This window comes from Emticicia fontis (genome assembly GCF_054779675.1).
This window is the reverse complement of record NZ_BAAGXU010000052.1, coordinates 216,238-229,788: the sequence shown is the minus strand read 5'-3', so window position 1 is coordinate 229,788 and position 13,551 is coordinate 216,238. Positions and strand designations below refer to the sequence as shown.

Here is a 13,551-nt window from a genome sequence, read left to right as displayed (position 1 = left end):
CTTAAAATGCAAAGGTCAAGATTATTTTACTTCCCCACAACTTTTAGGGTTGATCCAAAAAGGGGTTATTTTGCGAAAAAATAATTACTTGGATATAACGCTACTATCATTACTATTGCCTGAAGGCATTTTAGAATACTTTGAATTAACTAATGTTATAAAGAAGGAAGATTCTTAGACTAGCCGTCCGCCTATCTATTTTTATCAGAAAAGAATCTACCTCACCAAGAATATCAATCTGACCAACTACAATCTAAGGGGTTCTTTAATGAAGAAACTGTGCGTGATTTTCCATTTTGCTGTAAAGCGTATTATCTGCAAATTAAACGTAGAAAATGGTTGAATCTTACGACAGTAAAAACAGTTTATAGAAACTGGGAAATGGTAGCTAATGGCACTCGAATGACTAAGGAATCCGCCACTTTTTTATCGGAACGCCGACCGAAAGGACTTGGTAGATAATACACCCATTAGTTGTAAAACACTAGGAGAATTTTATGGGTTAGACGGCAAGCGATTCCAGGAGCAGTATGTGAATCATCTAAGTGATTACAGGAGTTGGCAACAAACTTCTCATGCAGAAGATTGGTTGTTGTTTGCTGAGAACATGGGCGAATATCTATCAATAGATGAGACCAGCTTATCACAAGGAGACAGGTTGAGAAAACAGCCTTTAATTCTTTCAATAGCATTGCCAGAACAATCCAGAACCATTATGAGAAAATCCTCAACTTTTTTGACAGAAGAAGTACGAACGCATCAGCAGAATCATTTAATGCAAAAGTCAAGGCTCTAAGAAACCAATTCAGGGGTGTAAGAAATCTTACTTTCTTCCTCTTTAGACTCGCCAAGATTTATGCTTAGTCCCCAACTTTTTCGCTTGAGCCAAACAATTTCAAGTAAACACCGTTAAATAAATATACATTAACGTATATATGTAGATGAATTAATTTATATTTTACATTTGTAGCCGTACACTTTTTTACTGCGATTTACTTGACAATGTTTTGATTTTTTTTGCTTTTTCTCATCTAAAAAGTATGTCATATGTTTTAAAATAGACTTTTAGAGAAGATTCGCCAAATCAGAAAGTTGCTAAAAGAGTTATTGTAAAAGTTTTCAAAATAGTAAAAAGAAAAAGTGTACGGTTACAAAATCTTTTTACGCAAAATCAATAAAAAGAATAAAAGTTTATACAGCCCCTTAATCAAATTATTGTAGAAATGATTTATTCTCTGGTACATATTTTTCTTTATTTCAAGGAACAGGCTAATTTTGAGCAACACATTATATGAATATTTTATTGAAAATTGAACTTAATCACTTATTGAATGTCCATGAAAAATAATTTCAAATTTTTAGTCAGACTATTTGCTTCCTGCTTATTTGCTGTAAATGCTACGGCACAAGTGACTGATACTCTGCCGGCCAGGCATCTCACTTTATTTAATAAAGCAATTGACCAGCCAATCCAACGGCACAAGTGGGAAATAAATATCAATCTGATTCCTTTGTTTAAACTACAATCTGCTGACAATTGGAGTTACCCTTATCTAATCAAGCGGAATATCATTAGGGGTACTAATCCTGGAGCAATACGCTTCATGGTCACTCCATACTTTCTTGGAAAAAACCAATCCTTTTTTGGTGATAACAATATCAAATTAGTAAATCCCGTAGGAAACTATTTTCGCCCAGCCGCCACCCTTGGTTATGAATGGCAGAAAATCAGAGGAAGATTCGTGTTTTTCTATGGGGCAGACATTGGCTGGAGGGCAGAAATAAACAAATTTCGTGACGACAATGCAAAAAAAACTGATGAGAATGGCATTGATATCACAGGCAAACTCAGTAATAAATACATTCAAAATGCAGTGATGTTATCTCCTTTAATGGGTGCAAAGTATTATCTAAATCATCGTTTTGCTATTTCACTCGAAAGTCAGATAAGGCTGCTTTATTCGAAGAAAGTTCAAACCATTTCTTTTAATAGAAAGCAGATTTCAAAGGAAGTTTTCAAAGAATCGGAAATTGCCTCTTTTGGATATTTTGTATTGAATTTTAGTTACAATTTATAAATCATAAACCAAAACAAAGCAGCTAAAGGCAAAAAAGGCAGTATTGTAGCCATTGTAGCAGGTACTAATGCAGAAACAATCATTGAAGTGCTGCAGAAAATACATTTCAATCTTCGTAAGAAAGTCAAAGAAATTACTCTGGATATGGCAGCTAATATGGAACTAATCGCTAAAAGAACTTTCCCTAATGCTACCCGAGTAACCGACTACGCGTCCCGGATAGCTTCCATGTACAAAAGCTCGCAATAGAAGCCTTACAGGAAATCAGAATCAAACACAGGTGGGAAGCATTAGACGCTGAAAATGATGCTATTGAATTGGCTAAGAAGACTGATATAGAATAGGTCCCAAAAGTTCTTCCGAATGGAGACACTATCAAGCAATTATTAGCCAGAAGCAGGTATGTCTTGTATAAAAAAGAAAATGACTGGACAGAGAATCAGAAGCAAAGAGCCACTTTGTTATTCGAATTGTATCCTGCTGATATTAAACAGGCTTACGGTTTAACCATGAGTCTTTCTTATATATTTGAAAACACCAATGACATATTATATGGTTTAACAAGACTGGCTAAATGGCATGAGAAAGTCAGGCACGCAGGTTTCAAATCATTTAATACAGTAGCTCGCTCAATTCAAAATCATTATAAGACAATCGTAAACTTCTTTGAGAATAGAAGCACGAATACTTCTGCTGAGTCTTTTAATGCCAAGATTAAGGCCTTCAGAAGTCAATTTAGAGGAGTGAAGAATATCTCTTTCTTTTTGTATAGACTTACTGAAATCTATGCTTAACACTACTCACCCCACAGGTTTTAGACTTGATCCAAACTACAGGCTATATCAGGAAACCATTTCCCTTTCTTTAACTGATAAGTTATTAGGCTTTAAAATGATAATTGTTAGAATACCCCATACGGTAATCAGAAAACCCATAGTATTTGCTAATGCCTGATCTGAAAAATCTGCCATGAAGGCAATATCAATCGTTGCATGAAATATAGCACACATCAGAATACTGGCTCTTGAAGAGTTATAAATCCATGTCAGTAGAATACTTCCGGTAAGCAAACTAAAAAACCATCCAAAGGCTCCGCCAATACCCATTGCCATAAAAGATGGGCGGTAGAAAAATAAAGGCCAATGCCAAAAAGCCCAGAAAAAGGTCAGAATGATGCTCGCTGTTAAGGCATTACTTTTGGCCTGAAGCCTTGGTAAGGCAAAACCTCTCCAACCTACTTCTTCTCCAAATCCAAAGAAAATCAGGTTATAAATAAAAAAGATGATAATATTAAAATCTGGAAATTCTTTAGCCACAAATAGTGCTGATAAATTGACGGGTGTCTGATAAATAAGATTATTGATGAGCGCAGCAAGAAAAGCCAACAAAAAAGGGCTGAATAAAGCAATCAGAAGATAAATAATCGGTTTTGTCTGAAAGCACTGTTTCAACAAGCGTTTTAAACCATCGTTTTTTAAATAAATCCAGGTTGTCAGGACGGAAGCCAGCAAAGGTCCTAAGCCACCTAAAGCATGGTGATAAGGTAAAACGGGAAGGTTATTGAGTCCGATTAAATGACCATACAAAGGAAACCAAATCAACCAGCTAATAAAGTAACTGAGTCCGAAAAAAGTGATTAACTGTTTCATAAAAGAGAATTATCTGACAAAAAAAAATTGTATAGATTTTAAACAAGTTCAGGAATAGAGATTCAGGCTCATATTCAACCTTTGAATTACTCTTTAATTGTGATTCATGGTATGTGCACCGATGTGTCAAAATTAGCATACCTGTATATGATAAAAACTAATAGAAATCATAATAAAATGTGATTTTACTCACCACTTTGCTCTACTGATACCACCCTTTTGGGCTTCTTCTCGTCTATGTTTTTGAAACCGATAAATTATTTTCCAAAATAATCACCAATATGAATAGAAGAGGATTCGTGGTAGTTAGCGTATGGCTAACGGTAATTTTTATTTTTCATTCCTGCAAGACTGATGACATACTAAAAACCCCTGGTATTTCAGCACTTAATTGTTCAGAAGTTACATTTTCGGCAACAGCCACCAGCGGGGTATCTTACACAGCTACAGCGAGCGTGCCTTATACTGGCGGAAATGGGATTGCTTATCCCGCAGGTACTGCGGTTGCCTCAACAGGTGTAACAGGTCTGACAGCAACTTTAACAGAAGGCACTTTAGCTAATGGAAACGGATCAGCGAGCTATGTCATTACGGGTACACCTAATATAGCCGGAACAGCGAGTTTCTCGATAGAATTAGGTGGACAATCGTGTACCTTAGCTCTACCTGTTTTACAGTCTAAAGCCAGTGTTTCTACCCTGACTGGTACAATTACTCCAACTACGGGTACCAGTGGTACTGCTTACACAGGGACTATTACCCTGGATTATACCGGAGGGAATGGCGGTACTTATGAGGCTTCAACTGCCTCATCAACAGGTGTTGAAGGGCTTACAGCAACCTTAGCCGCAGGCACTCTGGCAAATGGTTCAGGCAAGCTTACTTATGCTATTTCGGGCACTCCCACCTCGGCTGGTACTGCTACCTTCAATATCAGCTTTGGAGGGCAAACATTTACTCTTACCTTGTCGATAGCTGCTGGTACTACTGGCACAGCTAATCAGGCTAAAGATACGGTCGTGATTGTTTATTCAGCCACAAGTGCCGCTGTAAACAACGCTTTTGCCAGTGACGGGGTCACTGTGGCCTCTAATGGAGCTGATGTGACCGTAACGTCTAAAAATATCACCAAAGAAATTGTCTATCTGCTTTCAGGAACAGCTACCAAGGGTAGTTTCAAGATTTATAGTGAATATAAGTTTAATATTACCTTGAAAGGCGTGAGCCTGACCAATAGCACAGGGCCAGCCATCAACATTCAATCAGGTAAAAAAGCTACCATCAATATATTAGCGGGCACAACTAACAATCTGGTAGACGGCGCTACTTATGCCACAAGCACTGAAGACCAGAAAGGTACATTCTTTAGTGAAGGACAATTGAGTTTTATGGGTACAGGTACACTGAATGTAACCGGAAACAGCAAGCATGCCATTGTATCTGACGACTATATTGCTATCAGTGAGAGTAATATTATCGTGAAATCGGCAGTGAAAGATGGCATTCATGCCAATGATTACTTTACGATGGATAATGGAACAGTAAATGTAACGGCCTCAAGCGATGGGATTGTGGCAGAAGAAGGCTATATTACTATCAATGGAGGCTCAATAACTGTTAATAGTGTTGACGATGGTATCACGGCACCATATGATGGCACAGATACCTCTATCAATCCTTATGTTCTTATTAAAGGCGGCACGATTAAAGTAACTACTACCGGAGAAAAAGGCAATGCCATTAAGAGTGCTGGTTATACTTCAATCGGTACGGCCGATGCGGTAACCTTAACCGTAGGAGGTAAAGGTGCGAAGGGGATTAAAACCAATGGAGATTTTACACTGTCGGCAGGTACGGTAAAAATTACAGTTTCAGGAGCGGCTTATTATGTAACTGCTGATGCCGATATTGCTGCCTCAGCCGGAATTAACTGTGATAAAAATCTGGCTATTAAAGGCGGGAATCTAAATATTACCAATACCGGAGCCGGAGGAAAAGGAATAACCGTAGATGGCACAGCTACCATTAGCGGAGGCACGACCACTATCTCTGCAACGGGCTCTACTTATACCTATAATAGCGCGAATACCAGCGAGGCCAAAGGCTTTAAAAGTGATGGTGCTTTCACTATTACCAATGGAGAACTGAACATTGCTGCTACTGATGATGGGATAAAATCTGAAACCTCTGTTACCATCAGTAATGGAACAATTAATGTTACCAAGTCAAGAGAAGGGATAGAGGCGCCCATTATTACTTTTGATGGTGGGATAACCAATGTTGTGGCTTCCAATGATGGGATTAATGTAACAAAAGGAACCGTTTCGGGAGGCACTGAGTCTAATGATGGTAGTAATCTGTTTATCAATAATGGAATTATTATCGTATCAGGTAGTGATGCCATCGATAGTAATGGAAATATTACAATCAAAGGTGGAACGACGATTGTATGCGGGCCAACCAATTCGCCGGAAGAAGGCATTGATGTAAATGGTACTTTTCTGGTAAATGGCGGAACATTGATTGTTGGGGGCTCTAGCTCAAATATGACAAAGGCCATGAATGCGGCCTCTACGCAAGTAAGTATGTATCTGAAAACCAGTAGCCAGTTAGCCGCCAGTTCTCTATTGCATATAGAAAATGCTTCGGGAACAGAGATAGTTACATTCAAGCCTAAAAATGCGGTTTATTATTTCCATTTTTCGTCGCCTGGTTTAGCCAAAAACACGCAATATAAAGTTTATTATGGCGGTAGCTATACAGGCGGCAATTTTGTAGGTAATTCTTCGGGATGGGGTCTATATACAGGTGGCACTTATTCTAATGCAGGAGGAACATTGAAAACCACAACCACTACCTCTAGTACTAATACCGTAAATACCATAAGTTTCTAGGAAATACAGGTTAGTAATAAGGGAAAGACTGTCTCAAAAGGGCAGTCTTTTTTATTATTTTCATTTACTACACAAATTGTAGAGATACCATTACACAAAATGACTATAACTTTGTAACAGAATCCCAAAGGTGTTATAAATCACACCGCTATTATATCCACATATTTTACCACACACTTTTATGAAATCCGCTCAACTCGAATTATTCGAGTTATTTGTGAACAGAGACGAGAGAGAAAGAAGAGAGAAGTTTGGACAAGCCAGTGTATCTTACCAGCAGGCATCGTCCATTTTAACAGCAAGCAAAGGTGCTATGGCCGATTTTGATTTTACGCTTAATCCATACTCCGGATGCACTTTTGCTTGTAGTTATTGTTACGCGGCTTTTTTTACAAAAACAGATGAAGAACAAAATAGCTGGGGGCGTTGGGTAAGGGTAAAAGAAAATGCCTTGCAGTTATTGATGAAGTTCAGAAGAAGACCTTTGTATAATAAGTCTATTTATATGAGCAGTGTAACAGACCCTTATCAACCTATAGAACGGGAGCTGGAACTCACCAAAAGTCTTTTGCAGGAATTAATCAAATATCATCAGGTTAGGCTGGTCGTACAAACCAGAAGTCCATTGGTAGTAAGAGATATTGACTTGTTTAAACAGTTTCATTCGATTCAGGTAAATATGTCTGTCACAACTGATACGGAAGAGGTCAGGAAAGTTTTTGAGCCGGTTTGTTCATCCATAGAAATGCGTTTAAAGGCGATTCAGCAAGTGCGTGAGGCAGGGGTAAATGCCTGTATCTCATTATCTCCCCTTTTACCAATTCATAATGCCGAACATTTTGCACAAAGGTTGCTAGACACTGGCGTTTCGAAATATTATTTGAATAGCTTTCACATGAACAATAGCAAGTTTGTATCAGGCACGCGTGAGGGGGCTATCAAACTGGTAAATGATTTGGGGTGGAATGATTATAAGCTCAACGAAACAGTGCTTAAACTGAAAGAACGCTTGCCTATCCTAAAGGTGGGCGGGTGTTAAGTTGCGTTCATTGCCATGATATATTCTTTACTCTTCTGGCATAACTACTTCAAGGGCAGCAGGGAGGATTTCTACTTTCAGATCCTGAATTTTTCCGAGATATTCTCCATCAATCTGAAAATGTGCTTTTTTTCTTGAATGCATCGATAAAGAAGTAGCCTGAAAAACCTCGGTTTTATCCAGATCATATGCCGCATGTGTAAAAACCATTTTGAAAACCTCGCGGATAGATATTTTTTTAATCACCACTACTTCAAATAATTCATCATCCAATCGCCCAACCGGATTAATCACTGCACCTGTGCCGTATCTGGTGGCATTGGCAATGACTATCATTTCAGCCTCCATTTTTACCGTTTTTTTGTCAATGCGCATACTTATCTCCATTTTCGGGTTTTGCGTCAGCACTTTCATTGAAGCAATAAAATAGCCCCACATTCCCCGTATCTTCTGGTTTTTAAACGTTTTCATAGCATAGGCATTCAGCCCAATGTCACTTAAATGGATACAAAGCTCTCCATTGATATTGGTTAAGTGGATTTTCTTTGAGAAGCCCCTGGCAATCACATCAAGCGCATTGTTTGCATTGATATTAAATTCGGAAGCCATTCCATTGGCTGAGCCTGCCGGAAAAATCCCTAATTTGATAGGGGTATTGAGCAGGCACTCGGCCACCAATTTTATGGTACCATCGCCTCCAACGCCCACTACCTGATCGGGTGCAAATAACTTAATCTGCTCTTTTATAGTTTCTATATTACAGTTCTTCGTCAGTTCATAAATCTGAATGACATGAGGCTTAGATTTAAAATAATCGGTTATTAGCTCAGACCAATTAGTGTTACTGGGCCCTGAACCAGGATTAACTATAAATAGTATTTTAGCAGTAGTTTGTGGAATCATGGAAAATAAAAATTCAGACGCTTTTGTAAAAGTATATCATGGCTACGGACACACCCATAATCTGGTGGTATATGGCCATGTGCTGGCGGGCAAGCCCGCCAAGACAGATCAATTCAGTGATAATCTTCTTGTAAATACGATTCAGTTGGTTAAGCTGTTTTTCGTCAAACCTCTCCCCAATATGCGTGTAAATCTGCAATGGGGAAATCAACAGCTCTATAGTACAACCGAATCGGATGGTTTTTTTAAGTTTGAATGGCAATCTGACACCGAAGTGGCTGCCGGATGGCATGAGATAACTATTCATCTAATAAATGAACAAAACGAGCCAATTGTTTCGGGACAGGGTAAAATTTTTGTACCACACTCCACTCAATATGGTTTTATATCTGATATTGATGATACTGTGCTCGTTTCTCACTCTGCCGATACCGGGAAAAAACTACGTACCATGTTTACCAAAAACCCACGTAGCCGGAAGACGTTTGCCGATGCAGTAAAATTTTACCAGTTGCTTTCACTGGCTCATACAAGCCCTGATTTACTCAACCCATTCTTTTATGTTTCAAGCAGCGAGTGGAATTTATATGATTATCTGAATGAGTTTTTCAAACATAATGACCTGCCTAAAGGCGCTTTTTTACTGAATCAGATAAAAAAATGGTATCAATTGCTAAAAACTGGTCGAACCAAACATGAAGGAAAACTGGTGCGGGTGATACGAATCTTACAGGCATTTCCGAAGCAGAAATTTGTCTTGCTGGGTGATAATTCACAAAGAGATCCGGAAATTTATACAAGCATCGCCAACAAATATAGCGAGCAGATTGCAGCCATTTATATCAGAAATATCAGTGAGGAAAAAGAACATTCAACTTTAGAAATGTTGAATACTATTTACAATAAAAATATACGTACCTGCCAGTTTAAGCATACGGATGAGGCTATTGCGCATGCTAGGGGGATTGGGTTGTTGAGGTAGAAAGTATTAGAAATTAAACTAGTGAATGATTTAGGCTGGAATGAACGTGAACTTAATCAGGCAGTAGTTACCCTGAAAAATCATTTGCTTCAGTTTAGGATTTTGGGAATTTTTAGGGTTGTAATTATGAATGGTTTTGATATATCGGAAGATAGTTAAACCAAACTTGCTATCATAAATTTTGAAACCACCAAAATATAACCGCTAAATAACAAAAATACCGTTGAATAATTTTCAATGTCAATTATCGTTTTAATTTTTCAATAAAGTAGTATATTTGTTCCGTAAAACAATATTTGTCAGTACTAAAAAACACTTAACTCATGAAAAAAATATTTTCAACTTCGTTCCGCTGCTATTTGTGCCATTTCTAATTTGCTATTGACTAAAGTATTGCTGTGTCTAATTTTTCTTTATTCAACTATTTCAATGGAAATACGTATTTTCCATCTTAAGTAACGAAGATACATCCGTTTGATTTTGAGAAAGTTAAATCTCTTTTCTAATAAAGTTTAATAACAAAGCAATTCTTCTTTAGCTACCAGGAATGGATATCTATTTTTAATTGGGATTCCTTTTATTATTTAATTAAGCAGTATCGAACTTTCTTTTGATATAGGCTATTGCTATTGCGCCTAATTTTAAAGAAGATAGCATTTCTATGTTATAAAAATGACTAAAACCTCTCTTTTTACTATAATTATAGTAAGTATATTATCCAAAAATTTAAGTGCACAAACTTCTGACTTAGGAAAAATTAAAACTGAGAATGGTAATCCACCAGTTTATTTAGCTATTGGTTCTTCATTGTCTGCCGGTGTTCGAAATGATGGAATATATAAAGAATCTCAATTGACTTCATTTCCAAATTTGCTAGCTCAACAGATGGGTGTAAGAGATTTTAAACAGCCACTAATTGAAACAGCTTTAACAGGAACAAAGAAAACTATTACTCTAAATGGTATTTTAAGATTTGCACCGGATATGCAACAACTCTTGGATGATTCAAAACCCGAAGTAAAACTGCCAAAAACTTCTACCGAATTAAATAATTGGTCAGTTCCTTATTTAAAAGTAATGAATATAGATGTAAAAGCAAATGAACCAAGCGCTTTCTTACCTGCATTTGATTTAAAACAATACCAACATCTAAATCGCTTATTAGATGGTAAGGATGAAGGTGAGACTTCTTACATTGAGCTTTTGAATAAGCAGATCAAAAAAGTAGATTTCTTTACTTACGAAATAGGAATGTATGATTTTGTGTCTTATTACACAAACGGAGGTTTCGGCCAACAAATTAGTTTTTTAACACAAGCAAGAGAAGGCTATTATCCTGAAAATAAGGTTCTTGATTTATTGCTTTCTAAAGGAGCTAAGGGTGTAATAGCTAACATTCCTGATATAATGAAATTTCCATTATTTCATTACTATACTTTTGAAAATTTAGAGTCCAAAGTAGGAAATATATTTATTGAAAGACTGGGAAAAAATAGCGTGCGCTTAGCAGAACAGCGAGATATTTTTTTACCCTCTGAGTCAATTAGTAACTTGATAGATGATAAAGCTATTAAATCAAAAGGCTTATCTCCTGACCAGCCTATCGAGGATAATGAAGTATTGGGCTGGGAAGAACAAATAAATGTAGATTATTATAATCGTACACTCTCTATGCTTGCAAATCAACATAAATTACCAATTGTAGATCTGTATAGTTTATATGAAAAAATATTAAAGGGTAATTATGTAACTGAAGACGGAGTTAAAGTTAATCCTTTATTTCCTAATGGCAATTTCTTCTCAGCAGATGGAATAAACCCTACTGCTTTAGGCCAAGCTATTATTGCTAATGAATTTATTAAGACTATTAATTCTTTTTACAATTCTAAAATCCCTTTGGTTAATACAACAAATATTAAATAACATTTTTTATTTTTAATACTAACACCATGCAAAAAGCATATAGATTTTTTACTCTCTCTTTAGGATTGATGCTTAATATTTTTGCAGCTTTTTCTCAAGGAACACCAGCAACAAACCCTGAAATTTCTTGGCCAGTTGATTATGCGGTTTTTCAACGAACAACAACATCTGCTGGAACTGGAGGTTCTGCAAATGTAACTATTGCAGGACAAATTTATAATAACTCTGTAATGACGTATAAAATTCAACCTTTGGACCTAACTGGGGCTCCAACAGCAACTCCGGCAACAGAGTATAATATAACGACATCTTCAGGTCATCATGTTCAAAATCTTGGTACATCAACATCAAGTATTTTTTATTTTACTGTAAGTGTTAATACTGGATGGTATTTATTAACTATTAAAGATGGTTCAAATAGAACGACTAGTAAAAAATTTGGCGTTGGTGAAGTATTTGTGATTGCAGGTCAATCAAATGCTCAGGGAGTTAATACTGGACCCACCAATGTTTCTGCGACAATTTCTAATTATGATTGTGTAGTTGCATGTAAAAATCAAGAAATGGCTGTAAACAATGGTACAGGCAATTATTCTTCTATAGGGTTACCTGTTATGGGTCCATTGAATAATAGCAATCCTATTTTAGCACCTAATGGAAATAGACCTTGGTTTTATCAAAGTTTAGGTAATCAAATAGCTACAAGAGAGGCAGGTAAAATAATCCCTGTTGCATTTTTCAATACAGCAGTAGGTGAAACGAGCATTGATAATTGGAAAAACTCTATGGATAGAACAAAATCTATGTTCTCTTCAAATTATACTAATCCAATGGTACCTGGAACGACTGTAAATCAAATGAGGCCTTGGGGTCACGATATTGATGATAGATATCCTTACATTAACTTAAAAAATGTACTAAGTTTTTACGGAAATCTTTTTGGCGTAAGAGCTGTACTATGGCATCAAGGGGAATCAGAAACAAAAAATTTGCTATCTAAAATACGCCCAAATGAATTTGCTGCAATTGTATGGGATGCTTCAGCAAATAGTGGAACTGGAGGCCAATCAATATCTTATTATAGTGGCTATGATATAACCACTTACGCAACTAAACTGAACGCTCTTATCACCGAAACACGTAGTTATTTGCCTAATCTACCTTGGGCAATTTGTAAAGTATCTCTCACTTCTGAAACAAAAGTCAGTAACAATACACTTTATACAAATATTACAAATAATAGTGGTACATTATACGTTCCTGGTATCGGCAATTCATCAACAGGTTCTTCCGTTATAGAACAGCAAACATCTGTTTTAGGCACTTCAAATGTTTCTTGGGCGTCTCAAAATTCAGATACATATAATAATCCTACATATAGAATAAGTGATGGAACACATTTAAATGAAACAGGTCTAGCTTCTATCGCAAATGAAATTGCTGGAAATATGACTAATACTGATAACGTTTCGGGAATATTAAACAAACCTGCTATACCTCCAAAGCCTATAATGAAAATAACTTTGTCAAGAACAGGCGCTTATACTTATAATGTTACTGCTAGTAATACTACAACTCCTGTATACTTTAGATGGGTGTATTCAAACATTTTTCAACCAGTAAGCTTTAACCAGCAGTGGAGCAGCGGAACAAGTACATATACTATTCAGGCCCCAAGTTCTTATATGTGTTATGGAAAGGATGCCGCAGGAAATATTTATATAAGCCCTTACTTTTGGCCGGCAGCAGGTACAGGAGCAAGAGTAGGAGTAAGTTCAGAGAATATAAATAATAGCAGTGCTTATCCAAACCCAATAGAAGAAAATAAAGTACTAACTATTGCGTTTAATTTAGAAAAGGAATCTCCTGTCAAATTGATAATTTATACTAATAAAAATGAAATTCTTGAAGAAATTTCAGAAGATAAAGTTTCAGCAGGAGTACAAAACTTCAGTATTCCTTTACAGAGTCTTAAATTACAAAAAGATTTTGAATTCATATATTATCGACTTATCACAAACAGTCATAATGAAACTAAGAAAATTCTAATTACAAAATAATCTCATTTTAGGCTGTCTTTCCA

11 protein-coding genes and 1 pseudogene are annotated in these 13,551 nt (G+C 36.5%); 10 read left to right on the top strand and 2 right to left on the bottom strand.

The annotated features are described in order from the left end of the window. Window positions 1–204: 204 nt before the first annotated feature. From ACYVFA_RS23210 to ACYVFA_RS23190, 5 genes and pseudogenes are all read left to right on the top strand, one after another. Window positions 205–462, top strand: a pseudogene (locus ACYVFA_RS23210) (ISAon1 family transposase N-terminal region protein); the annotation flags it as partial. Window positions 463–642: 180 nt separating this feature from the next. Continuing rightward, window positions 643–864, top strand: coding sequence for a transposase (locus tag ACYVFA_RS23205; RefSeq protein ID WP_460474259.1), 222 nt, complete (start codon window positions 643–645; stop codon window positions 862–864). Between the two features lie 473 nt (window positions 865–1,337). Beyond that, a complete protein-coding gene (locus ACYVFA_RS23200) occupies window positions 1,338–2,078 on the top strand; it encodes a hypothetical protein (protein WP_460474256.1) in 741 nt (246 codons plus the stop codon). A gap of 87 nt (window positions 2,079–2,165) precedes the next feature. After that, window positions 2,166–2,327 (top strand): hypothetical protein, encoded by a 162-nt coding sequence (locus tag ACYVFA_RS23195; RefSeq protein ID WP_460474255.1) that lies wholly within the window; start codon window positions 2,166–2,168, stop codon window positions 2,325–2,327. A gap of 158 nt (window positions 2,328–2,485) precedes the next feature. Continuing rightward, window positions 2,486–2,872: an ISL3 family transposase gene (locus ACYVFA_RS23190; RefSeq protein WP_460474254.1), complete on the top strand. Its 387-nt coding sequence runs from the start codon at window positions 2,486–2,488 to the stop codon at window positions 2,870–2,872. 48 nt (window positions 2,873–2,920) lie between these two features. Here ACYVFA_RS23190 and ACYVFA_RS23185 read toward each other — a convergent pair whose 3' ends face one another. Beyond that, entirely contained in the window at window positions 2,921–3,727 is an 807-nt protein-coding gene (locus ACYVFA_RS23185) for a CPBP family intramembrane glutamic endopeptidase (protein ID WP_460474253.1), read from the bottom strand. 281 nt (window positions 3,728–4,008) lie between these two features. Between ACYVFA_RS23185 and ACYVFA_RS23180 the strand changes: the two genes are divergently transcribed. Next, entirely contained in the window at window positions 4,009–6,621 is a 2,613-nt protein-coding gene (locus tag ACYVFA_RS23180; RefSeq protein WP_460474252.1) for a carbohydrate-binding domain-containing protein, read from the top strand. 181 nt (window positions 6,622–6,802) lie between these two features. After that, window positions 6,803–7,660 (top strand): SPL family radical SAM protein, encoded by an 858-nt coding sequence (locus ACYVFA_RS23175; RefSeq protein WP_460474251.1) that lies wholly within the window; start codon window positions 6,803–6,805, stop codon window positions 7,658–7,660. Between the two features lie 27 nt (window positions 7,661–7,687). On the opposite strand, the gene ACYVFA_RS23170 is transcribed toward ACYVFA_RS23175, so the two are convergent. Then, window positions 7,688–8,563, bottom strand: coding sequence for a diacylglycerol/lipid kinase family protein (locus ACYVFA_RS23170; RefSeq protein ID WP_460474250.1), 876 nt, complete (start codon window positions 8,561–8,563; stop codon window positions 7,688–7,690). On the opposite strand from ACYVFA_RS23170, the gene ACYVFA_RS23165 reads away from it, so the two are divergent. The 3 genes from ACYVFA_RS23165 to ACYVFA_RS23155 all read left to right on the top strand — a co-directional run bounded on the left by ACYVFA_RS23165 (window position 8,562) and on the right by ACYVFA_RS23155 (window position 13,528). Further along, window positions 8,562–9,545, top strand: a complete 984-nt coding sequence (locus tag ACYVFA_RS23165; RefSeq protein ID WP_460474249.1) for an App1 family protein — start codon at window positions 8,562–8,564, stop codon at window positions 9,543–9,545. The two genes, ACYVFA_RS23170 and ACYVFA_RS23165, sit on opposite strands and share 2 nt — an antisense overlap. A gap of 672 nt (window positions 9,546–10,217) precedes the next feature. Continuing rightward, window positions 10,218–11,468 carry an SGNH/GDSL hydrolase family protein gene (locus ACYVFA_RS23160; protein WP_460474248.1) on the top strand — a complete coding sequence of 417 codons (1,251 nt, stop codon included), beginning with the start codon at window positions 10,218–10,220 and terminating at the stop codon, window positions 11,466–11,468. 26 nt (window positions 11,469–11,494) lie between these two features. Further along, window positions 11,495–13,528, top strand: coding sequence for a sialate O-acetylesterase (locus ACYVFA_RS23155; RefSeq protein WP_460474247.1), 2,034 nt, complete (start codon window positions 11,495–11,497; stop codon window positions 13,526–13,528). Window positions 13,529–13,551: the final 23 nt, after the last annotated feature.

Excerpts from the sequence above, each read along its gene's own strand:
- ACYVFA_RS23200 (WP_460474256.1), top strand. The coding sequence starts at position 1,338 with ATGAAAAATAATTTCAAATTTTTAGTCAGACTATTTGCTTCCTGCTTA.
- ACYVFA_RS23185 (WP_460474253.1), bottom strand. The coding sequence starts at position 3,727 with ATGAAACAGTTAATCACTTTTTTCGGACTCAGTTACTTTATTAGCTGG.
- ACYVFA_RS23180 (WP_460474252.1), top strand. The coding sequence starts at position 4,009 with ATGAATAGAAGAGGATTCGTGGTAGTTAGCGTATGGCTAACGGTAATT.
- ACYVFA_RS23175 (WP_460474251.1), top strand. The coding sequence starts at position 6,803 with ATGAAATCCGCTCAACTCGAATTATTCGAGTTATTTGTGAACAGAGAC.
- ACYVFA_RS23165 (WP_460474249.1), top strand. The coding sequence starts at position 8,562 with ATGGAAAATAAAAATTCAGACGCTTTTGTAAAAGTATATCATGGCTAC.
- ACYVFA_RS23170 (WP_460474250.1), bottom strand. The coding sequence starts at position 8,563 with ATGATTCCACAAACTACTGCTAAAATACTATTTATAGTTAATCCTGGT.
- ACYVFA_RS23160 (WP_460474248.1), top strand. The coding sequence starts at position 10,218 with ATGACTAAAACCTCTCTTTTTACTATAATTATAGTAAGTATATTATCC.
- ACYVFA_RS23155 (WP_460474247.1), top strand. The coding sequence starts at position 11,495 with ATGCAAAAAGCATATAGATTTTTTACTCTCTCTTTAGGATTGATGCTT.